The sequence below is a fragment of the Xanthomonas bonasiae genome, from assembly GCF_014836395.1.
Classification (GTDB): Bacteria; Pseudomonadota; Gammaproteobacteria; order Xanthomonadales; family Xanthomonadaceae; genus Xanthomonas_A; species Xanthomonas_A bonasiae.
On sequence record NZ_JACSQX010000015.1, the window covers coordinates 82,325 to 103,001 of the forward strand.

Sequence of the window (20,677 nt, forward strand, 5' to 3'; positions counted from 1 at the left end):
GCTCAAGCCGACGTCAGCCCGGCATCGCCGTCCCGAACGGTCGGCGATCGCCGCTACCATGGGCCACCGCCCTTCGACCCGCCGCGCCGTGCCCGTCCGCCATGTCCTGTTCCTGTGCGCCCGCAACCGGTTGCGCAGCCCGACCGCCGAGCAACTGTTCGCCGACTGGCCCGGTATCGAGACCGCATCGGCCGGGATCAATGCCGATGCCGAGACCGCGGTGACGCCGGAGCTGCTGGCCTGGGCCGACCTGATCTTCGTGATGGAACGGCGCCACCGCAGCAAGCTGTCGGCCGCGTTCCAGCGGCACCTAAGCGGCAAGCGCGTCGTCTGCCTGGATATTCCCGACGACTATGCGTTCATGGATCCGGTGCTGGTGCGGCGGCTGCAGCAAACGGTGACGCCGCATCTGCCGCGGCGTCATCCGGCGTTCTGAGCGACACGCGGCGTGGGCGCGCGCCGCAGCCCGTCGCCTGACGCGCCGAGCGCGGCAGCGAGTTTCTCACTTGCCGCGCGGGCGCATGGCACCGCTTGCTACGGCTGTGCCGGTGACCCCTGCGGTTCCTCCGCCGCCGCGTCGTCGAAGAAGCGGCGGAGCTGTGGCGTCCGCTCGAGGACTTCGCCAGCCGCGACCGAAATCGCCACGACCGTCGCCTTCGCTGGTGCCACAGGTGCAGGTGTTCGAATCGGCCCGTGGCCGAAGCCGTGCGCTCTCCTGCGACAGCCGCGGCCGTGGGATTGCGCCGAGCGGCAACAGCCGCGGCGCGCAGGCGCAACCGATCGGCTGTCGCCGCGGCCGCAGAGTCGCCACAATCGGGCTCCCTTCCTCGATCACAGGTTCGCCATGCGCACCGATACGCAGAATGGACGGTGGCGCCCGCGCGCGGCGCTGCTCGCGCTTCTCGGCGCCTGGCCGTTGCTCGCCGCCGCGGCCCCGGCGACCGCGCCTGGCACCGATGCGACGGCGCCGTGGATCATGGACAACGGCGTGGTCCGGCTCACGGTCACGCCGACCCTGGGCGGGCGCGTGCTGGGCTTCCAGCGCAGCGGCGGGCCGAACCTGATCAAGGTCGGCGACGCGGTGCAGCGCCAGCCGCTGCCGACGGTCAGCGCGGCGGCCAACGATATCCCCTATTTCGGCCACGACGTCTGGGTCGGGCCGCAGAGCGCGTGGTGGCAGCACCAGGACGCCAATCCGGCGCGGCGCGCGGCGCATGCGAACTGGCCGCCGGACCCGTACCTGAGCTTCGCCACCACCACCGTCGTCGCGCGCGCGCCGCAGCGCCTGCAGCTGCGCGGCGTGGACAGCCCGGTCAGCGGCGTGCGGCTGCACAAGACCTTCGCGCTGTCGCCGCAGCGCGCCGACAGCGTGCTGCTGCAGGTGCAGGCGCAGAACGTGCGCAAGACCGCGGTGGCCTGGGACCTGTGGTTCAACACCCGGGTGAGCGCGGCCACGCGGGTGCTGGTGCCGGTCGCGGCCGCTGCCGATATCCGCGTGCAGCCCAGCGACGGCGCCGGCTACGCGCCGCCGCAGTACGTGGTGCAGGACGGCCTGATGACCCTGGCGGCTGCGCCGCCGGGCAGCGCCGGACAGCGCGGCAAGCTGCTGCTGCAGCCGTCGGCCGGCTGGATCGCCGCCTTCTCCGGCGGCCAGGCCTGGGTGATCCGCTTCGCCCACCAGCCGCTCGCGCGCATCCATCCCGAGCAGGGCCAGGTCGAGTTCTACCTGGATGCGTCGGCTTCCGATCCCGGCGGCGGCCTGCTGGAAATGGAAGTGCACGCGCCGTACCGGACCCTGGCCCCGGGCCAGAACATGCAGGCCGAGGAGCAATGGACGTTGCTGGACTACGCCGGCGGCGACGACCCGGCGCAGCAGCGCGGTTTCCTGTGCCGGCATGCCGCAGCGCTGGCGCTGAAGGGGGCGTGCGCGACGCCCTAGGGCGCGTCCTCAATCCCCAAGCGGATCGCGCCGCTCTTGTGCGTGGAGGCAAGCAAGGGCGAGACGGCGTGGCGGCGTTCCGCCCGGGCGATGACCTAGCGCCGAAAGCGCACAAACGCGGCCCCGCGGGTTGGAGCCAGGCCGCCAGCCGGCGCCGCGCGGCTTGACCTGACCGCCCGTCAGGCGCTGCGCCACGCAGCACCGGCTGGTGGCCTGAAAGACCCAGCGCGCCCTACCCGGGAATCGATGACGCGCCGCCCCAGCTCTCGCGTTTAACGCCGCTTGTCTATGATGGAGGCCCTTTCCGCTTCGATCCGGCCCATGCAACGACGCGATTTCCTCAAGAACGCCGCCGCCGCCTTCGCCGCCATGGGCTTGCCCGCAATGCCGATGCTCGGCCAGGCCGCCCCCGCGGTCGGCCTGCGCCGGCTGGGCAAGCCGCAGCCCTTCGATTACGCCTGGCTCAAGGGCCATGCCCGGGCCATGGCCCAGGCGCCCTACCAGAGTCACAAGCGGGTGCTGCCGGGACCGCTGGAATCGCTGAACTGGGACCAGTACCAGTCGATCCGCTACCGCCAGGACCACGCGTTGTGGGCGGTGGACAACGCTTCGAAATTCCAGGCCAAGTTCTTCCACCTGGGCCTGTACTTCAAGTCGCCGGTGCACATGTTCGACCTGGTCGACGGGCAGGCGCAGGAACTGGCCTACGACGGCGCCGCGTTCGACTACGGCAAGAGCGGTCTGCAGGGCAAGCACCTGCCCAAGGAGCTGGGATTCGCCGGCTTCCGCCTCAACACCAAGCAGGACACCGACCGCGACTTCGCCGCATTCCTCGGCGCCAGCTATTTCCGCGCGGTGGGCAAGGAAGGCCAGTACGGCCAGTCCGCGCGCGGCCTGGCGATCGATACCGGCACCGGCGGGCCGGAGGAATTCCCGGACTTCATCGCCTACTGGCTGGAGCAGCCCAAGGCCGGTTCGGACACGGTGGTGGTGTACGCGCTGTTGGATTCGCCGAGCGTGGCCGGCGCCTACCGCTTCGCGATCACCAACGGCGACGTGCTGCTGATGGACATCGACAGCGCGCTGTATCCGCGCAAGACCATCGAGCGGCTGGGCCTGGGGCCGTGCACCAGCATGTACCAGGTCGGCGAGAACGATCGCCGCATGGACTGGGACTGGCGCCCGGAGATCCACGACACCGACGGCCTGGCGATGTGGACCGGCGGCGGCGAATGGATCTGGCGGCCGCTGTGCAATCCGCCGCAGCTGCGCTTCAACATGTTCGTCGACGAGAACCCGCGCGGCTTCGGTCTGCTGCAGCGCGACCGCAACTTCGACCACTACCACGACGACGGCGTGTACTACGAGAAGCGCCCGTGCCTGTGGGTGGAACCGAAGCAGGGCTGGGGCAAGGGGTCGGTGCAGCTGGTGGAGATTCCCACCGTCGACGAGACCTTCGACAACATCGTCGCGTTCTGGAATCCGCAGGACAAGCCGCAGCCCGGGCAGGAACTGCTGTTCGGCTACCGGCTGTACTGGGGCGCGCAGCCGCCGGCGTCCTCGCCGCTGGCGCAGTGCGTGGCCACGCGCACCGGCCTGGGCGGCGTGGTCGGGCAGAAGCGCAGCCATTTCTCCTGGCGCTTCGCGGTGGACTTCGTCGGCGGCGAGCTGGCCAGGCTCGGCAAGGACAAGGACGCCAAGGTCGAGGCGGTGCTGCAGCTGAGCCGCGGCAGCACCGAGATCGTCTCGGCGCGGCCGCTGCACGAACTCTCCGGCTACCGCGCGATGTTCGACGTGGTGCCGCCGGACGAGGGCACGCAGCAGATCGACATCCGCCTGTTCCTGCGCGCCGACGACAAGCCGCTGACCGAGACCTGGCTGTACCAGTGGACCCCGCCGCCGGCGGCCGAGCGCAAGCTGTATTGAGTGCGGTCGAGCGCTGCCGCGTTATGCGGTGTCGCTCGGCTGCCAGGTGCGTCCGTCCGCTCGTTGCGCTTGAGTTCGCGCAGTTGCTGGCGATGCCAGAGCGCCGCATTCGCCGTTCCTATAGAGGCGCGCGGCCAGCGTGTCGGGTGCTTCTGTAGGAGGGACTTCAGTCCCGACGCTTTCGCGGCCGTGTACAGCGGCCGACTCCGCTCGTCGCGGCTTAAGCCGCTCCTACAGTGGCGCGCGGCCAGCGGGCCGGGTGCACTGTGGGAGGGACTTCAGTCCCGACGCGCGACGTGTCCGGCTTCGCGCGGCTGCCGCAGACTCAAGGCTTGGCCGGTTCCTGCGGTTTCGGCGCGGTTTCCTGGGTGATGTCCTCGACATCGCCGATATCCACGCGGCCCGGCGTGCGGCCGTCCCAGACCCGGTCCTGCAGCTTCCAGTACGCCGCCGGTTCCCAGAACTCCTTGGCGTAGAACACTTCCGGATCGATGCTGCCGCCGCGCGGACCATTGATCTGCAGGCCGGAGGCACCGGAGTGGCCGAGCATGCTGCCGGTACTGCGCCCGGCTTCGCGGCGCAGCACCGCTTCCTGGCGCGGCTTGGCGACCGTATCGCCATACGTGGCCAGCATCTTCTTGTCCTGCTTGATCGCGCGCTGCCGCTCTTCGGGCGTCAGCTGGTTCCAGTACTCCATCTTGCGCGTGGTGAAGGCGTCGTAGCCGCGCTCGGAGGCCAGCGCCATCCACAGGAAACCCATCGCGCGATCCTGCGCGCCGCCCTGGCCTTCCCAGTACATCTCGCCCAGGCGCGCCTGCGACGGCTTGTCGGCATAGCGCGCGGCGAGCTGGTAGTTCTTCCTGGCCTCGGCGAACTCGCCCTTCTTGTCGGCGCGGATACCGGCGCGGCGATAGAACAGGTCCAGGTGCGCCTCGAGGAAGCCGTCGGTCATCACCTGCGCCGGAATGTCGTCGAACGTACGCGCGTTGTCGGCGGCGCCAGCCGGGCCGGACAGCGCCAGCGCAACCGCAATGGCCAGCGCAGTGCAGCCGCCGACGGCATATCCCTTGAACCGATGCATAGAACTCTTCCCGTGAGTGCGATCGCCGACGATTCTAAATGGGCGTTGCAGCCGCGATCCATAGACTGATGGCCTATGCGGCCGAGGGCCGTGCCGCAGTTTTCAACCGACGTTCATGGTCGGTGTCACGCCGACTGCAGCCGAACAGGGACGGCGGATGGACGCACCAAGGCAGTGCAGAGCGCGGCGTTCGCCTGCGCATACTGCCGAACCGCGAAACGCGGCGTCGCCTCCGGCTTACACAGTCTTTCGTCTGGCGCCGCAGCCGTCAGCCCGGCGCGGCGGATGGACTACCGCTGCAACGCGATCTGCAACGGATCGATACGGCCCTCGCCGCGCATGATCTTCTTGAACTCGGCGCGGCTCACCGACACGTAGCGTTCGTTGCCGCCGATCTCCACCTGCGGGCCGTCCTGCACGGCGTGGCCGTCGGCGTCCACGCGCACGGTCATCGTCGCCTTGCTGCCGGTGTGGCAGATGGTCTTGATCTCCTGCAGCTCGTCGGCCCAGGCCAGCAGGTACTGGCTGCCCTCGAACAGCTCGCCGCGGAAATCGGTGCGCAGGCCGTAGCACAGCACCGGGATGCGCAGCCGGTCGACCACCTCGCTGAGCTGCCAGACCTGCGCGCGGCTGAGGAACTGCGCCTCGTCCACCAGCACGCAATGCAGCGCGCCGTCGCGGGCGATGTCGTCCTGCAGCAGCGCCAGCAGGTCGGTGTCCGGCACGAACGTGTTGCCGTCTGCGCGCAGGCCGATGCGCGAGGCCACCACGCCGCTGCCGTCGCGGTGGTCCAGGCGCGGGGTCAGGATCGCGGTGCGCATGCCGCGCTCGCGATAGTTGTGCGCCGACTGCAGCAGCGTCGTGGTCTTGCCGGCGTTCATCGCCGAATAGTAGAAGTACAGTTTCGCCATGGCCCGATTCTAGCGCGGCGGACAACTCCGTCGCAGGCCGGATGCGCCCGGGAAAACCCGTTCAGCGCCCGCGCAGCGGCGCGGTCCTCGCCGCCGGCCGGCGCCCGCTACAATGCGCGGCCCAGGGAAGTCTTCATGCACGGTCTCAATCCCCCCCAACGCGCCGCGGTGCTGCATTGCGAAGGCCCGTTGCTGGTGCTGGCCGGCGCCGGCAGCGGCAAGACCCGCGTGATCGTGGAAAAGATCGCGCATCTGATCGCCACCGGCCGCTACCCGGCCAAGCGCATCGCTGCGATCACCTTCACCAACAAGTCGGCCAAGGAAATGCGCGAGCGCGTGGCCAAGCGCATCCGCGGCGATGCCGCCGACGGCCTGACCATCTGCACCTTCCACGCGCTGGGGCTGAAGTTCCTGCAGATCGAGCACGCCGCGGTGGGTCTGAAGCGCGGCTTCTCGATCTTCGACGCCGACGATGCCGCCGCGCAGATCAAGGACCTGATGCACGGCGCCAAGCCCGATGCGATCGACGACGCCAAGAACCTGATCTCGCGCGCCAAGAACGCCGGGCTGTCGCCGGAGCAGGCGATGGCCGCGGCGCGCAGCAACCGCGAGCAGGAAGCGGCCAGCCTGTACGAGCGCTACCAGGCGCGGCTGAGCACGTTCAATGCGGTGGACTTCGACGACCTGATCCGCCTGCCGGTGCAGGTGCTGGAGGAGAACGAGGACATCGTCATGGCCTGGCGCGAGCGCATCGGCTACCTGCTGGTGGACGAGAGCCAGGACACCAACGACGCGCAATACCGGCTGCTGAAGATGCTGGCCGGCCCGCGCGGCAATTTCACCTGTGTGGGCGACGACGACCAGAGCATCTACGCCTGGCGCGGCGCCAATCCGGAAAACCTGATGCAGATGGGGCGCGACTATCCGGCGCTGCAGATCGTCAAGCTGGAGCAGAACTACCGCTGCTCCAACCGCGTGCTGCGCGCGGCCAATGCGCTGATCGCGCACAACCCGCACGAGCACCTGAAGACCCTGTGGAGCGACCAGGCCGACGGCGAGCGCATCCGCGTATGGGAATGCCGCGACAGCGAGCACGAGGCGGAGAAGGTCGCCGCCGAGATCGCCTACCTGGGCACCGCCAAGCAGGTGCCGTGGAGCGATTTCTGCATCCTGTTCCGCGGCAACTTCCAGTCGCGGCCGCTGGAAAAGGCCTTGCAGATCGCCGGCGTGCCGTACCACATCACCGGCGGCACGGCGTTCCTGGAGCGGCAGGAAGTGAAGGACGTGCTGTCGTGGCTGCGGCTGCTGGTCAATCCCGACGACGATGCCGCGTTCCTGCGCGCGGTGCAGGCGCCCAAGCGCGAGGTCGGTGCGACCTCGCTGGCCAAGCTGGCCGAACTGGCATCGGCGAAGAACCTGCCGATGTCGCGCGCGGCCGAGTCGATGGGCGCGCTGCAGCAGTTGCCGCCGCGCGCGGCCAACGGCCTGAGCGATTTCGTCGACGTCCTGCACGAGTTGCGCACCGCCTCGCTGACCCTGTCCTCGGCCGACGTGGTGCGCCAGCTCGCCGAGCAGTCGGGACTGATCCGCGAACTGCGCAGCCAGTGCAAGGACGAAACCACGTTCCAGCGCCGCCGCAGCAACCTGGAAGAACTCGCCAAGTGGTTCGAGGGCGGCCCGCGTGGGGCCACCGTCGGCGACCTGGCCGCGCAGCTGGCGCTGCTGTCGCGCAACGACAAGGACGACGGCGGCAACCAGGTGCGGATGATGACGATGCACGCGTCCAAGGGCCTGGAGTTCCGCTACGTGTTCATCGTCGGCTGCGAGGACGGCGTGCTGCCGCACGAGGTCAGCCTGGAGGAGGGCAACCTGCAGGAAGAGCGGCGCCTGCTGTACGTGGGCATCACCCGCGCCAAGGAGCAGCTGTGGATGAGCTACAGCAAGCTGACCCGCAAGTTCGGCGAACACATCCGGCTCAAGCCCAGCCGCTTCTTCGACGAGATTCCGGCCGAGGAGATGCAGCGCGACGGCGCCGATCCGGTGGCCGACGCCGAGCGCAAGAAGGAGCGCGCCAATGCCGGGCTGGCGGCGATCCAGGCGTTGTTCGATTGAAGGCCGGGATTCGGGATTCGGGATTGGGGATTCGTAACGGCGGTTGTGCGTGGCAGGCCTGCGTGAAGTGATCTCCCTTGTCCCATCGGGAGAAGGTGCCCCGAAGGGGCGGATGAGGGTACGGGCGCAGCCTGGTGCATCCAACTCCGCGAGTCGCTTTCGCGCCGTACCCTCACCCCAACCCCTCTCCCGAGGGGAGAGGGGCTCGACGCGGTGCTCGTATATGGCCAGCCGGGTGCGCTGTAGGAGGGGCTTCAGCTCCGACGCTTTTTTCTCAGCATTGCGGAATTGCAGCTTCCGCGTCGCGACTGAAGTCGTTCCCACAAGAAGCGGTGTCGCCAGAGCTGCGGCTCTCTCAAGCAGCGTCGATCGGCAGGCGCTCGGACGGAGCCGGTCGGGTGCACTGGGGGAGGGACTTCAGTCCCGACGCGGCTTCACTTGGTTGTGGCGCTGCCAGCTTCGCGCGTCGCGGCTGAAGCCGCTCCCACAAAAAAGAAGAGGCTGCTTTCGCAGCCCCTACCTGCAGCCGTCCGCGGCCCTGCTTACGACGACAGGTGCTCGATCGCGGCGACGCTGCCGAGGCGGTCGCCCAGGCGCTTGAGCAGGGCCAGGCGGTTGCCGCGGATCGCCGGGTCCTCGACGTTGACCATGACCCCGTCGAAGAATGCGTCCACCTGCGGCCGCAGCCGCGCCAGGAAGTTCAGCACGGTGACGTAATCGTGCTGGCGCAGGGCGCCGTCGGTTTCCACGATCGCCGCTTCCACCGCCTCGGCCAGCGCGCTTTCGGCCGGCTCGCGCAGCAGGGTCGGGTCGATCTGCGCGGGAATCGCGCCCTCGGCCTTGCGCAGGATGTTGCGGATGCGCTTGTTGGCCGCGGCCAGCGCCTCGGCCTCCGGCAGCGTGGCGAAGATGCCGATCGCGTCGATGCGGCGGTCGAAGTCGTAGAGCGATCCGTGCGTGGCGGTCGCGGCTGAAGCCGCTCCTACAGAAGCTGCGCTTCCTTCAACCCCGCCCGAGAACAAGGCCGCCACCGCGTTGAAATGCGTTGCCGGCACGCCTTTGTCGGCGTAGTAGCCGCGGAGGCGCTCGAGGATGAAGTCGAAAAGAGCATCAAGTTCGCTGCTCGAGAATTCTGAACTTCCTTCCTGAGATAACTCGAGTTTTACGCCCTTTTTCGCGGCTACAAGGGCCGCTTGAGTTTTCTGCTCCGCTAGCGTAGCCGCAATGTCCTTGTTTACTTCGGCATAAGCGATGAAAAGAAGATGCCTTAGATCCACATCAAACCCACTCTCGATCACCGTCCGCGCCAACCCCAGCGCATTGCGCCGCAGCGCGAACGGATCCTTGTTGCCGGTCGGCTTCAACCCCGCGGCAAACCCGCCGGCCAGGGTGTCCAGGCGCTCCGCGATCGCCAGCACCTTGCCCAGCGGCGACAGCGCGATGTCGTCGCCGGCGAAGCGCGGCTGGTAGGCCTCGTCGATCGCCAGCGCGATCTCGCTGCTCTCGCCGGCGGCCTTGGCGTAGTGGCGCCCGGCGATGCCCTGCAGTTCGGGGAACTCGTTGACCATGCGCGACTGCAGGTCGTTCTTGCTCAGTTCGGCGGCGCGGCGCGCCTGCGCGGCGTCCACGCCGACCAGCGGCGCGATCACTCCGGCCAGCGCGGCCACGCGCTGCACCTTGTCGGCGATGCTGCCGAGCTTGGCCTGGTAGGTCACGCTGGCCAGGCCCGCGCCCATCGCCTCGAGACCCTGCTTGAGGTCCTCGTCGAAGAAGAACTTGGCGTCGGCGAAGCGCGGGCGGATCACCCGCTCGTAGCCCTTGGCCACTTCGGCCACGTCGCGCGAGACGATGTTGGCGATGCCGATGAAGTGCTCGGTCAGCTTGCCGCCGGCGTCGAGCACCGGGAAGAACTTCTGGTTGCTCTCCATCGTCTCGATCAGCGCCTCCTGCGGTACCGCCAGGAATGCCGGCTCGAAATGGCACAGCACCGCCGACGGCCATTCGACCAGGTTCACCACCTGCTCCAGGTTGTCGTCGGAAATGCGCGCGCTGCCGCCGGCCTGACGCGCGGCCTGCTCGACCTCGGCGACGATGCGCGCGCGGCGCGCATCCGGGTCCACCAGCACCTGCGCTGCTTCCAGTGCGGCCACGTAGTCGCCCGGCTGGGCCAGCGTGACCGGCGCGTCGTGCAGGAAGCGGTGGCCGCGGCTGACCCGGTCGGCCTGCACGCCGAACAGCTGCACCGGCACCACGTCGTTGCCGAACAGCAGCACCAGCCAGTGCACCGGCCGCGCGAAGCCGTAGTCGTGGTCGCCCCAGCGCATCGGCTTGGGGATCGGCATCGCCGCGATCGCCTCGCGCAGGATCTCCGGCAGCAGCGCGGCGGTCTGCGCGCCCGGGGTCACCGCACGGTGCACGAAGCGCTCGCCCTTGGCGTCGCTGGTGCGCTCCAGCGCGGTCCAGTCGATGCCGGCCTTGGCGGCGAAGCCGGCCAGCGCTTTGGTCGGCTGGCCGGCGGCGTCCAGGGCGATGTTGAGATAGGGGCCGAGCACTTCCGAGCGCTGCTCCGGCTGTTCGGCGGCCACGCCCGGCAGCAGCACCGCCAGCCGCCGCGGGGTGGACAGCGGCTTGGCGTCGCCGCGTTCGACCGCGATGCCGCGCTTCTCCAGCCCGGCGATCACGCCGTCGAACAAAGCCTGCGCCAGGCCCGGCAGCGCCTTGACCGGCAGTTCCTCGGTACCCAGTTCGATCAGCAGGGGATGCATGCTCATATCACGTCCTTACGGGTCGCCAGCAGGTCGCCGCGCCCAATCGATTTGTCTTTCGACTTGCCGCGGCCATCGCGGTCGTCGCCATTGATCGCCAGCAGCCATAGCCCGGCCACCGGCAGCAGAAGGAATCCGAACAGGAACCAGCCCACCGCGCTGCGGCCGCGCTGCTGCGCCCACCAGGCGCAGAAATAGCCGAACGCCAGCGGCGCCGACCACAGCAACCCCAGAACCAGGAACAGTTCGCTGTTTGGCCGCATCGGCCGCAGCCTCAGCGCTTCACGCCGGGGAAGCCCAGCTTCTCGCGTTGCGCGTGGTAGGCCTTGGCCACCGCCTGCGCCAGCGCGCGCACGCGCAGGATGTAGCGCTGGCGTTCGGTCACCGAGATCGCGCGGCGCGCATCGAGCAGATTGAAGGCGTGGCTGGCCTTGGTCACCTGCTCGTAGGCCGGCAGCGGCAGGCCGAGCTCGACCAGGCGCTGCGCCTCGCGCTCGCAGGCGTCGAAGCGGTGGAACAGCTCGGCCACGTCGGCATGCTCGAAGTTGTACGCGCTCTGCTCCACCTCGTTCTGGTGGTAGACGTCGCCGTAGGTCACCGGCGCGCCGTCCGGGCCGTAGGTCCACACCAGGTCGTAGACGTTGTCGCAGTTCTGCAGGTACATGCACAGCCGTTCCAGGCCGTAGGTGATCTCGCCCAGCACCGGCTTGCACTCCAGTCCGCCGGCCTGCTGGAAGTAGGTGAACTGGGTGACCTCCATGCCGTTGAGCCACACTTCCCAGCCCAGGCCCCAGGCGCCAAGCGTCGGCGATTCCCAGTTGTCCTCGACGAAGCGCAGGTCGTGCACCAGCGGGTCGATGCCCAGCGCCTGCAGCGAATCCAGGTACAGCTGCTGGATGTTGTCCGGGTTCGGCTTCATCGCCACCTGGTACTGGTAGTAGCGCTGCAGGCGGTTCGGGTTCTCGCCGTAGCGGCCGTCGGTGGGACGGCGGCACGGCTGCACGTAGGCCGCGTTCCACGGCTCCGGCCCGAGCGCGCGCAGGAACGTGGCCGGGTGGAAGGTGCCGGCGCCCACTTCCAGGTCCAGCGGTTGGATCAGCACGCAGCCGTGCTGCGCCCAGAACTGGTTGAGGGTCTGGATCAGACCCTGGAACGTGATCGGAACGGACCGGGAGACGGGCATGCAGCAAAGGCCGGCAAAGGGGGTGCGCTAGTATAGCGACCGACTTGCGGGGACTTCCGCGCACCGGACCTGACCATGGATTCGCGACCTGCCGCGCAGCCGCCCGCCGTGCCTGTACCCGCCACCGTGTCGCTGCCGCCCGGGCGCCTGAATTTCGAGCGCGTGGCCGCCGCGCTGCTCGCCGACGGCCTGGTCGCGCCGGCCGAGCGCGGCCGCATGCAGTTTTCGGTGCAGTCCGCGCGCACCGTCAGCGACGTGCACCCGCTGGTGCTGCTGTCCAACCTGAAACTGGCCGCCACCCGTCCGCCGGGCAGCGAGCTGGGCCTGGAACGGCTGACCGAATGGCTGGCGCAGCGCTGCGGCCTGCGCTACCTGCGCATCGACCCGACCCGGGTCGACGTGGCCGCGGTCACTGCCGTGGTCTCGCACGCCTACGCGCGCCGCCACCGCATCCTGCCGCTGGCGCTGGACGCCGAGCGCCTGCTGGTGGCGACCAGCGAGCCGCTGGCGCTGGACTGGCTGGGCGACGTGCAGCACCTGGCGCGGCGCCGGATCGAGATCGCGGTGGTCAACCCGCTGGACCTGCACCGCTACACGATGGAATTCTTCGGCGTGACCCGCTCGGTGCGCGGCGCCAAGGACGGGCGCAACGAGCAGAGCAGCGGCCTGCCCAGCTTCGAGCAGCTGGTGGAACTGGGCCGCGGCGGCGACGTGAACGCCGACGACCACCACATCGTGCACATCGTCGACTGGCTGCTGCAGTACGCCTACGAGCAGCGCGCCAGCGACATCCACCTGGAGCCGCGGCGCGAGGCCGGGCGCATGCGCTTCCGCATCGACGGCGTGCTGCACAAGGTGCTGGAAGTGCCGCCGGCGGTGATGACCGCCATCGTCAGCCGGATCAAGGTGCTCGGGCGCATGGACCTGGCCGAGCGCCGGCGCCCGCAGGACGGGCGCATCAAGACCCGCTCGCCGGGCGGGCGCGAGACCGAGATGCGCCTGTCGACCATGCCCACCGCATTCGGCGAGAAGTGCGTGATGCGCATCTTCGACCCGGACGCGGCGTTCAAGAGCGTGGACCAGCTCGGCTTCAGCGCGCAGGAAGCGGCCGGTTGGGCGGCGCTGGTCGAACGCCCGCACGGCATCGTGCTGGTCACCGGCCCGACCGGCTCGGGCAAGACCACCACGCTGTACTCCACGCTCAAGCGCCTGGCCACGCCGGACGTGAACGTGTGCAGCGTCGAGGACCCGATCGAGATGATCGCGCCGGAGTTCAACCAGATGCAGGTGCAGACCAACATCGACCTGGACTTCGCCAGCGGCGTGCGCACCCTGCTGCGGCAGGACCCGGACATCATCATGATCGGCGAGATCCGCGACCTGGAAACCGCGCAGATGGCGGTGCAGGCCTCGCTGACCGGGCACCTGGTGCTGTCCACCCTGCATACCAACGACGCGCCCTCGGCGATCACCCGCCTGCTCGACCTGGGCGTGCCGCACTACCTGGTCGCCTCCACCCTCAACGGCGTGCTGGCGCAGCGTCTGGTGCGCACGCTGTGCAGCCACTGCAAGCGCCCGCACACGCTTAGCGAGATCGAATGGGACGCGCTGCGCGAGCCGGGCGAAGCGCTGCCGGAAGAGCTGCAGGTCCACGCCCCGGTCGGCTGCCTGGAATGCCGCCGCACCGGCTACCTGGGCCGGGTCGGCCTGTACGAACTGCTGCCGGTGACCCCGCGCCTGCGCGCGCTGATCCGCGCCGACATGGACCTGGCCGGCTTCAGCCGCGCCGCGCAGGCCGAGGGCGTGCGCAGCCTGCGCCGCGCCGGCCTGGAAAAAGTCGCCGCCGGCCTGACCACCATCGAGGAAGTGCTGTCGGTGCTGCCGCCGCGCGAGTGAGGCGGCCACGGGCGATTTCACCGCGCGGGTGCACGCCGCCCTGGGCGAAGCGCCGATGCGCGCGATGGCGTGCGGCAACTCCGCGAGGTGGCGGCGACGAAGATCGCGGCCATCGCCGCACGCGAAATGCTGGCGGTCATCCCCGCCGCGTTCACCGGCGCGGACGCAGCGCTGATGCCAAAACCGACGTGCGGCGGCGGCAAACGACTGTCGTGCAGCTGAATTGCGACGCGCGACAGCCGCGCAGTGCGCCGCAGGCTTGGAAAAAGCCGCGAAGGTCTGTCTACAATCGAATCGACCCCCTCCGAGTTGCCGCCCGCCGATGACGCCTGCGCCCTTCCTGATCCTCGAAACCGGCGAGCCGGTGGCGACGATGCGGCGCTATGGGCGTTTCCCGCACTGGATCCGCGTCGCCGCCGGGCTGGCCGAGCGCGACACGGTGGTCGCCAATGTCGCCGGCGGCGCCGCATTGCCCGCGCGCACGGGCTTCGCCGGCATCATCGTCACCGGCTCGGCCGCCTTCGTCACCGACCGCGCCGACTGGAGCGAGCGCTCGGCCGACTGGCTGCGCGAGGCCGCCCACGCCGGCACGCCGCTGCTGGGCATCTGCTACGGCCACCAGCTGCTGGCGCACGCGCTGGGCGGGGAGGTGGCCTACAACCCGGCCGGGCGCGAATCGGGCACCGTGCACATCGACCTGCATCCGCCGGCGTTCGACGATCCGCTGTTCGCCGGCCTGCCCGAACGCTTCCCGGCGCACGCCACGCACCTGCAGACGGTGCTGCGCGCGCCGGCCGGCGCCACCGTGCTGGCGCGCTCGGCGCAGGACCAGTGCCATGCCTTCCGCTGGGGCGAGGCGGCCTGGGGCGTGCAGTTCCACCCGGAATTCGCCACCCACCACATGCGCGGCTACGTGCACGCCCGCGCCGAGTGTCTACGCAGCGCCGGCCGCTGCGCCCGTACCATCGCCCGCGAGGTCAGCGCCGCGCCGCTGGCGCGCAAGCTGCTGCGGCGCTTCGTTCAGCACGCGCGCGGCCAGCAAACCGCCGGCGGCCAGGCAAAACCGCGATAATCTGTACAGGCGCCGCGCTGTACGGCGTCCCCCACTTCGGATTGGCAATGATCGAGATTCGCAAGCTGCCGGCCTCGGCCGGCGCGGAATGGCTGTTGAGCGGAATTGCGCTGCTGCGCCGGGCGCCGCTGGCGCTGGGGCTGCTGGGCGTGATCTGGGGTCTGGCGGCGCTGTTGGCGCTGCTGATGGGCGCGCTGAATCCGACCCTGGGCATGCTGGCGCAATTGCTGCTGGGCCTGGCCGGACCGCTGCTGTTCGGCGGGCTGGTGTGGGCGGTGCGCGAAGTGGACCAGGGCCGTGTCGCGCAGCCGGCGCACCTGCTGCAGGGCCTGCACGACGGCCGTGCGCCGCGCCTGCTGGTGGCGCTGTTGCCGCAGGTGCTGGTCGGCCTGGCGCTGGGTGCGCTGGCCCTGGTGGTGGTCGGCCAGAGCGGCTGGGAGCAGCTGGGCACGGTGATGAACCAGCTCAACGAACTCGGCCAGTCCAGCGCCCAGCCGGATCCGGCGCAGGTCGAGCAACTGGTGGCCACGCTGCCGGCGATGCGCATCCTGCTGTGGCTGCTGATGGTGTTCGTCGGCTTCGTGGCGGTGACGCTGACCCTGTTCGTGCTCGCCCCGCAGGTGATGTTCGACGGCCGCGGCGGCCTGGCGGCGATGCGCAACAGCCTGCGCGCCTGCCTGCATAACCTGCCGGCGATGCTGGTGTTCTTCGTCCTCGCCTTCATCGCGATGTTCGCGCTGTATTTCGCCCTGGTGCTGGTGATCCTGCTGGTGCAGGCGCTGGCCGGGCCGACCATCGCCGCCCTGGTCGCGCAGTTGCTGCTGATGGCGCTGGCGATGCCGGCGCTGGCCGGCGCGGTCTACGCGGCCTGGAAGCAGATGTTCGTGCACAGCGACGACGCCGCGCCGGCAGTGCCGCCGCCGCCTTCGAATGTGTTTGCGGCTTGATTGAAGGCCGGGATTTGGGATTCGGGATTGGGGATTCGTAAAAGCGGGAGCTGACGGTTTCCCGGTCGTCGCTTTTGCAGAGCTCTAGCCTTGCCAGGTCGTCGCATCTGTAGGAGGGGCTTCAGCCCCAACGCTTTGGCGGCGCCAAAGCCAGAATCGTTCCCGCACAGCCAGCGCCGCCGCGCCAGCCTTTGCGAATCCCTAATCCCGAATTTCCAATCCCGGCTTCTTCGTTACCGCACTAGCCGCAATGATGCCGATCTCGTACAGCAGGCACATCGGGATCGCCAGCATCAGCTGCGAGACCACGTCCGGCGGGGTCAGTACCGCGGCCAGCACGAAGATGCCGACCACCGCGTAGCCGCGGCCTTCGCGCAGCTGCTGCGGGGTGACCCAGCCGAGCAGGGCCAGGATCACCAGCGCCACCGGCAGCTCGAAGCTGGCGCCGAAGGCGAAGAAGATCGCCAGCACGAAATCCAGGTAGGCGCCGGCGTCCGGGGTGAGCTGGATGATGTCCGGCTTGAACGTGGTCAGGAAGTGGAACACCGCCGGCAGCACCAGGAAATAGGCGAAGGCGCAGCCCACGTAGAACAGCAGCACGGCCGAGGCCAGCAGCGGCAATGCCAGGCGCTTCTCGCGCTGGTACAGGCCCGGGGCGACGAACGCCCAGGCCTGGTACAGCAGCCACGGCACGGCGATGAACACGCCCACGAAGAAGGTCAGCTTGAGCGGGGCGAACACCGCGCCGGCCGGGTGGGTGGCGATCACGCTCTGCCCGATCGGCAGCTGCGCCAGCATCGGCGCGGCCAGCCAGGTGTAGATCGGCTTGGAGAAGGGCAGCAGCGCCAGCACCACCACGCCCAGGCCGATCAGCGCGCGCACCAGGCGCGCGCGCAATTCGACCAGATGCTCGATCAGGCTGCTTTCGGCTTCCGGATTCATCGCGGCGCCTCAGGGTCGCCGTTGGGCGGTGCGGCGCCAGGCGCCGGCGGTGTGGGGGCAGGGTCGTGCGCGGCGGGCGCCGGCGCCTCGCCTGGTGCGTGCGTATGCGTGGTCGGCGCGGCTGGCGTGCTGGCCGGCACCGCGTGGTCGGCGGCGGGAGCGCCGGACGGCGGCACTGGTTCCGGCGCTGGCGTCGGCTGTTGCGGTGCGATGGCCGCAGGTGCGCCCTCGGCCAGCGGCTCCGGCCCGGTCGGGTCGATCTCGCGGCGCAGCGCGTCGGTCTCGCGCTGCAGCTGCTGGCCGCTGTCGCGCAACTGCGACTCGGCCTGGCGCAGCGAGGCCTGCACGTCCTGCAGGCTGCGCTTGAGTTCCTCGGCTTCCAGTTCGCGCTCCAGTTCCTGCTTCACCGAGTCCCACTGCGCGCGCGCGCGGCGCACCCACAGGCCGGCGAAGCGCGCCGCCTTGGGCAGGCGTTCCGGGCCGAGCACCACCAGCGCCACCACTGCGATCAGCAGCAGTTCGCTGAATCCGATATCGAACACGCCGACAGCGTCCTATTCAGCGCGCGTCGCGGTCGCGTTCGGCCTGGGTCTCGCGGGACTGCTCGCTGCTGCGCGACTCGTCGCCGAGCTGGCCGGCGGGCTTGTCCTCGTCGCGCATGCCTTTCTTGAATTCCTTGACTGCACTGCCCAGATCCTTGGCGCCGCTGGTCAGCCGCTTGGTGCCGAACACCAGCAGCACGATCACCAGCACGACAAGCCAGTGCCAGATGCTAAAACCGCCCATGATCCGCTCGCAGAGAAGTCGTAAGGAATAAGGAGGATAACGCACCGCGCCGCGGTGCGTTCAGTGCCGCATGCCGTACCGCGGATTCTAGCGGTTGCCGTCCAGCGACTCGGTGCGGATCTCGCCTTCGGACACCGGCTGGAAGCCCTGCTGCGGCGGCGTCTGCGGTGGTGCCTGCAGCGGCGCGGTGCTGGCGCCGTCGGCGGCGGCGGGTTCGGCCACCGGCGGCGGTGCGGCCTGCGCGGAAGGTTGCGGCCGCGGCGGCGGCGGGCCCATGGCGGCGCGCCCGGCGCTGTCGGTGCCGCGGTTCTGCCGCGCGGCGTAGGTGGCTTCCTCGAGCTTGTCGCGGAAGGCGACCACGTCGTTGGACGGCAGGCCGGTGGTGCGGCCTTCGAAGATCATGCGCGGTGTGGTGTTGCTGCCGTACACGTTGAGGTCGGCGGCATCGTCGATCTGCAGCGCCGCGCCGTCCAGCGCCACGCCGGCGAACAGGCCGCGCGCGCGCGACCACGACCAGATCTCGGCCTTGAGCTGGCCGTCGGTGGCGGCGGAGGCGTTGCGCCCGACCGGGCCGGCGGCGACGCCGGCATCGGCGCCGAGGGTGAACTTGCCGTTGACGATGTTGTCCAGGCTGCGGTCGTTGCGGAACACCAGCACCACGTCGGAGGACTGCACGCCGACCTGGAAGCCGATGCTGCCGCCGGTGAGCTTGACGAACACCGGGTTGGACCAGGTGCCGTCGGGACGCTTGACCGACATCAGGCCGTGGCCGCGGCGGCCGCCGATGACCAGGCCGGCCTTGAGCGTGTCCGGGATCACCACGATCGCGCGGCCCTCGTCGAGCAGCTTGTCGGGGATGGATTGCTCCGGGATCTCCTGGATGTCGGTCAGCACGCGCAGCGCGTTGCGGGCGCGCTCGTCTTCTTCCGGGCCGGCCACGGCGTGGCCGACGAACAGCGTGGTACTCAACAACAGGGCGAGGCGCGGCAGGCGGGGCATGGCGGGCTTCCGAAATAGGTCCGCAGCAAGATACTGCAAGTCCTTGAACTTAGTCACAGCGCAATGAATCGGCAATGAGTGCCACCGCAATACGCGGGCGTGTCGATCGTTGCGATAGACACGATCGCGACACGCGCGGCAGGCGGCTCTGCCACAATGTATGCATGAGCGACGCACCCGAGACCGCCGTGCTGGTGGTGAATCTAGGCACGCCCGAGGCGCCGACCGCGCCTGCGGTCGCCCGTTACCTGGCCGAGTTCCTCGGCGACAAACGCGTTGTGGCCATCCCCAGGCTGTTCTGGTGGCCGCTGCTGAACTGGGTGATCCTGCCGCGTCGCTCGCCGCGTTCGGCGGAGAAATACGCGCTGGTGTGGCTGCCGGAAGGCTCGCCGCTGGCGGTGTACACCCGGCGCCTGACCGAGGGCATGCAGCGCGAACTGCCCGGGCACCGCGTGGCCTGGGCGATGCGCTATGGCACCCCGGCGCTGGCGCCGGCACTGGACGCGCTGCGCGACGGCGGCGTGCGCCGGATCGTGGTGCTGCCGCTGTATCCGCAGTATTCGACCACCACCACCGCCTCGATCGAGGACGTGGTGCAGGCCTGGCAGGCGCGCAATCCGCAGCTGCCGGTGACCCTGATCGAGGACTATCCGACCGACCCGGCCTGGGTCGAGGCGGTGGCCGACAGCGTGCGCGCGCACTGGGCGCAGCACGGCCGCGGCGAGACCCTGTTCTTCTCCTTCCATGGCCTGCCGCAGCGCGTGGCCAACAACGGCGACCCGTATCCGCAGCGTTGCGAGGCCAGCGCGCAGGCGATCGCCGCGGCGTTGGGCCTGGGTGCCGGCGAATGGCAGCTCGGCTACCAGTCGCGCTTCGGCGCCGAGCGCTGGCTGCAGCCGTATGCGGAGCCGAGCCTGTGGCAGCTGGCCGAGCAGGGGACCAAGCGGGTCGACGTGATCTGCCCGGGCTTCGCCACCGACTGCCTGGAAACGCTGGAGGAAGTGGCGATGGGCTTCGTCGAGACCTGCGCCGCGCGCGGCATGCAGGTGCGCTACATCCCCTGCCTCAACGACGCCCCGGCGCACGCGCGCGCGCTGGCGCAGCTGGCTGCCCGCGCCGCATGACGCTGCGCACGTTCGCCTGCCCGTCGCGGGTGGGCACGCTGGCCGGGCTGCGCAGCGGCGATCCGCATGGACCCAAGGTGCTGGCGCTGCACGGCTGGCTGGACAACGCCGCCAGCTTCGTGCCGCTGAGCGCGCAGCTGCCGCAGCTGGACCTGGTGATGCTGGACCTGCCCGGCCACGGCCACAGCGACGCCCTGCCGGCCGGCGCCGACTACCTGCTGACCAGCGCGCTGCATCCACTGCTGGACGCAGCCGACGCGCTGGGCTGGGAGCGCTTCGCGGTGATCGGGCATTCGATGGGCGCGGCGATCGCCAGCACCCTGGCCGCGGCGGCGCCGCAGCGGGTCGAAAAATTGGTCGCGATCGAGATGCTCGGCGGCCTGGCCGAGACCGTGGAGGGCACGCTGGAGCGGCTGCGCGACAGCGTCGCCGCGACCCGCCGCGCCAACAGCGCGCCGCTGCGCGTGTTCCCCGACCTGGCCGCACCGGTACGCGCGCGGATGCAGGCCAACCAGCTCAGCGAGCCGGCGGCGCGGCTGCTGGTCGAGCGCGGGGTCGAGGCGGTGGAGGGCGGCTACGTGTGGCGCAGCGACCGGCGCCTGACCCTGCCCACCGCGGTGCGGCTGAGCGAGGCGCAGGTGCAGGCGCTGCTGGCCGGCATCGATTGCCCGGCACGGGTGATCTACGCCGACCCGGCGCAGCCGTATTTCCCCGAGCCGCTGCGCAGCGAGCGCGCGGCGCGACTGCGCCGAGGCCGCGTGCACGTGTTGCCGGGCACCCACCATCTGCACATGGAGCAGCCGGCCGCGGTGGCGGCGCTGTTGCGCGACTTCTTCTGAACCGCTGGCCGGCGCCGTTACGCCGCCCTGCCACCACCGCATCGTGCGACAGCCGCAGCGGGACGCTGCGCCGCTGGCCCGAACCGATGCCGTCGCATGTCCAGCACACGCCTGTGGACGCCGACGCGTGCGCGGAGGTCGCGTGCGCCTGCTCA

19 protein-coding genes are annotated in these 20,677 nt (G+C 69.9%); 10 read left to right on the forward strand and 9 right to left on the reverse strand.

Annotated features, from left to right (window positions below):
• Positions 1-88 precede the first annotated feature (88 nt).
• The 3 genes from H9658_RS20140 to H9658_RS20150 all read left to right on the forward strand — a co-directional run bounded on the left by H9658_RS20140 (position 89) and on the right by H9658_RS20150 (position 3,865).
• Positions 89-436 (forward strand): low molecular weight protein tyrosine phosphatase family protein, encoded by a 348-nt coding sequence (locus H9658_RS20140; protein WP_318241489.1) that lies wholly within the window; start codon positions 89-91, stop codon positions 434-436.
• A gap of 540 nt (positions 437-976) precedes the next feature.
• Complete coding sequence (locus H9658_RS20145; RefSeq protein ID WP_191826725.1) at positions 977-1,939, forward strand: DUF4380 domain-containing protein; 963 nt, start codon at positions 977-979, stop codon at positions 1,937-1,939.
• 321 nt (positions 1,940-2,260) lie between these two features.
• A complete protein-coding gene (locus H9658_RS20150; protein ID WP_191826707.1) occupies positions 2,261-3,865 on the forward strand; it encodes a glucan biosynthesis protein in 1,605 nt (534 codons plus the stop codon).
• A 325-nt stretch (positions 3,866-4,190) separates the two neighbouring features.
• Here H9658_RS20150 and H9658_RS20155 read toward each other — a convergent pair whose 3' ends face one another.
• Positions 4,191-4,946: a sel1 repeat family protein gene (locus H9658_RS20155; protein WP_191826708.1), complete on the reverse strand. Its 756-nt coding sequence runs from the start codon at positions 4,944-4,946 to the stop codon at positions 4,191-4,193.
• Between the two features lie 290 nt (positions 4,947-5,236).
• Complete coding sequence (locus H9658_RS20160; RefSeq protein WP_191826709.1) at positions 5,237-5,857, reverse strand: thymidine kinase; 621 nt, start codon at positions 5,855-5,857, stop codon at positions 5,237-5,239.
• A gap of 135 nt (positions 5,858-5,992) precedes the next feature.
• Between H9658_RS20160 and rep the strand changes: the two genes are divergently transcribed.
• Positions 5,993-7,969, forward strand: coding sequence for a DNA helicase Rep (gene rep, locus H9658_RS20165; protein WP_179570198.1), 1,977 nt, complete (start codon positions 5,993-5,995; stop codon positions 7,967-7,969).
• Positions 7,970-8,511: 542 nt separating this feature from the next.
• Here the strand turns inward: rep and glyS are convergent.
• Genes glyS through glyQ form a run of 3 tightly spaced genes read right to left on the reverse strand, consistent with a single transcriptional unit; the run spans position 8,512 to position 11,917 of the window.
• Positions 8,512-10,740: a glycine--tRNA ligase subunit beta gene (gene glyS, locus H9658_RS20170; RefSeq protein ID WP_191826710.1), complete on the reverse strand. Its 2,229-nt coding sequence runs from the start codon at positions 10,738-10,740 to the stop codon at positions 8,512-8,514.
• Positions 10,737-10,997: a hypothetical protein gene (locus H9658_RS20175; protein WP_191826711.1), complete on the reverse strand. Its 261-nt coding sequence runs from the start codon at positions 10,995-10,997 to the stop codon at positions 10,737-10,739. The genes glyS and H9658_RS20175 overlap by 4 nt, the downstream gene beginning before the upstream one ends.
• 11 nt (positions 10,998-11,008) lie before the next feature.
• Positions 11,009-11,917: a glycine--tRNA ligase subunit alpha gene (gene glyQ, locus H9658_RS20180; protein ID WP_003469925.1), complete on the reverse strand. Its 909-nt coding sequence runs from the start codon at positions 11,915-11,917 to the stop codon at positions 11,009-11,011.
• 75 nt (positions 11,918-11,992) lie between these two features.
• On the opposite strand from glyQ, the gene H9658_RS20185 reads away from it, so the two are divergent.
• The 4 genes from H9658_RS20185 to H9658_RS20200 all read left to right on the forward strand — a co-directional run bounded on the left by H9658_RS20185 (position 11,993) and on the right by H9658_RS20200 (position 15,832).
• A complete protein-coding gene (locus tag H9658_RS20185) occupies positions 11,993-13,813 on the forward strand; it encodes a GspE/PulE family protein (RefSeq protein WP_191826712.1) in 1,821 nt (606 codons plus the stop codon).
• Positions 13,814-13,882: 69 nt separating this feature from the next.
• Positions 13,883-14,035 (forward strand): hypothetical protein, encoded by a 153-nt coding sequence (locus H9658_RS20190; protein ID WP_191826713.1) that lies wholly within the window; start codon positions 13,883-13,885, stop codon positions 14,033-14,035.
• A gap of 100 nt (positions 14,036-14,135) precedes the next feature.
• Complete coding sequence (locus H9658_RS20195) at positions 14,136-14,885, forward strand: glutamine amidotransferase (protein ID WP_179570194.1); 750 nt, start codon at positions 14,136-14,138, stop codon at positions 14,883-14,885.
• Positions 14,886-14,932: 47 nt separating this feature from the next.
• Positions 14,933-15,832, forward strand: coding sequence for a BPSS1780 family membrane protein (locus tag H9658_RS20200; protein ID WP_191826714.1), 900 nt, complete (start codon positions 14,933-14,935; stop codon positions 15,830-15,832).
• A gap of 201 nt (positions 15,833-16,033) precedes the next feature.
• On the opposite strand, the gene tatC is transcribed toward H9658_RS20200, so the two are convergent.
• The 4 genes from tatC to H9658_RS20220 all read right to left on the reverse strand — a co-directional run bounded on the left by tatC (position 16,034) and on the right by H9658_RS20220 (position 18,559).
• On the reverse strand, positions 16,034-16,774 hold the full coding sequence (gene tatC / locus H9658_RS20205; RefSeq protein WP_191826715.1) for a twin-arginine translocase subunit TatC: 741 nt from the start codon (positions 16,772-16,774) through the stop codon (positions 16,034-16,036).
• Positions 16,771-17,316, reverse strand: coding sequence for a Sec-independent protein translocase protein TatB (gene tatB, locus H9658_RS20210; RefSeq protein ID WP_191826716.1), 546 nt, complete (start codon positions 17,314-17,316; stop codon positions 16,771-16,773). Before tatB ends, tatC begins: the two co-directional genes overlap by 4 nt.
• Before the next feature lie 16 nt (positions 17,317-17,332).
• Positions 17,333-17,560 carry a Sec-independent protein translocase subunit TatA gene (tatA, locus tag H9658_RS20215; RefSeq protein ID WP_179570189.1) on the reverse strand — a complete coding sequence of 76 codons (228 nt, stop codon included), beginning with the start codon at positions 17,558-17,560 and terminating at the stop codon, positions 17,333-17,335.
• A gap of 87 nt (positions 17,561-17,647) precedes the next feature.
• Positions 17,648-18,559, reverse strand: a complete 912-nt coding sequence (locus H9658_RS20220; RefSeq protein ID WP_191826717.1) for a lipid-binding SYLF domain-containing protein — start codon at positions 18,557-18,559, stop codon at positions 17,648-17,650.
• A 164-nt stretch (positions 18,560-18,723) separates the two neighbouring features.
• Here H9658_RS20220 and hemH point away from each other — a divergent pair, with 164 nt between their 5' ends.
• Together hemH and H9658_RS20230 are read left to right on the forward strand one after the other, a co-directional pair.
• On the forward strand, positions 18,724-19,683 hold the full coding sequence (gene hemH, locus H9658_RS20225) for a ferrochelatase (RefSeq protein WP_191826718.1): 960 nt from the start codon (positions 18,724-18,726) through the stop codon (positions 19,681-19,683).
• The gene (locus H9658_RS20230) at positions 19,680-20,522 is read left to right on the forward strand and encodes an alpha/beta fold hydrolase (protein ID WP_191826719.1); all 843 of its coding nucleotides are present in this window, start codon (positions 19,680-19,682) and stop codon (positions 20,520-20,522) included. Before hemH ends, H9658_RS20230 begins: the two co-directional genes overlap by 4 nt.
• The last annotated feature ends 155 nt before the right edge of the window (positions 20,523-20,677 follow it).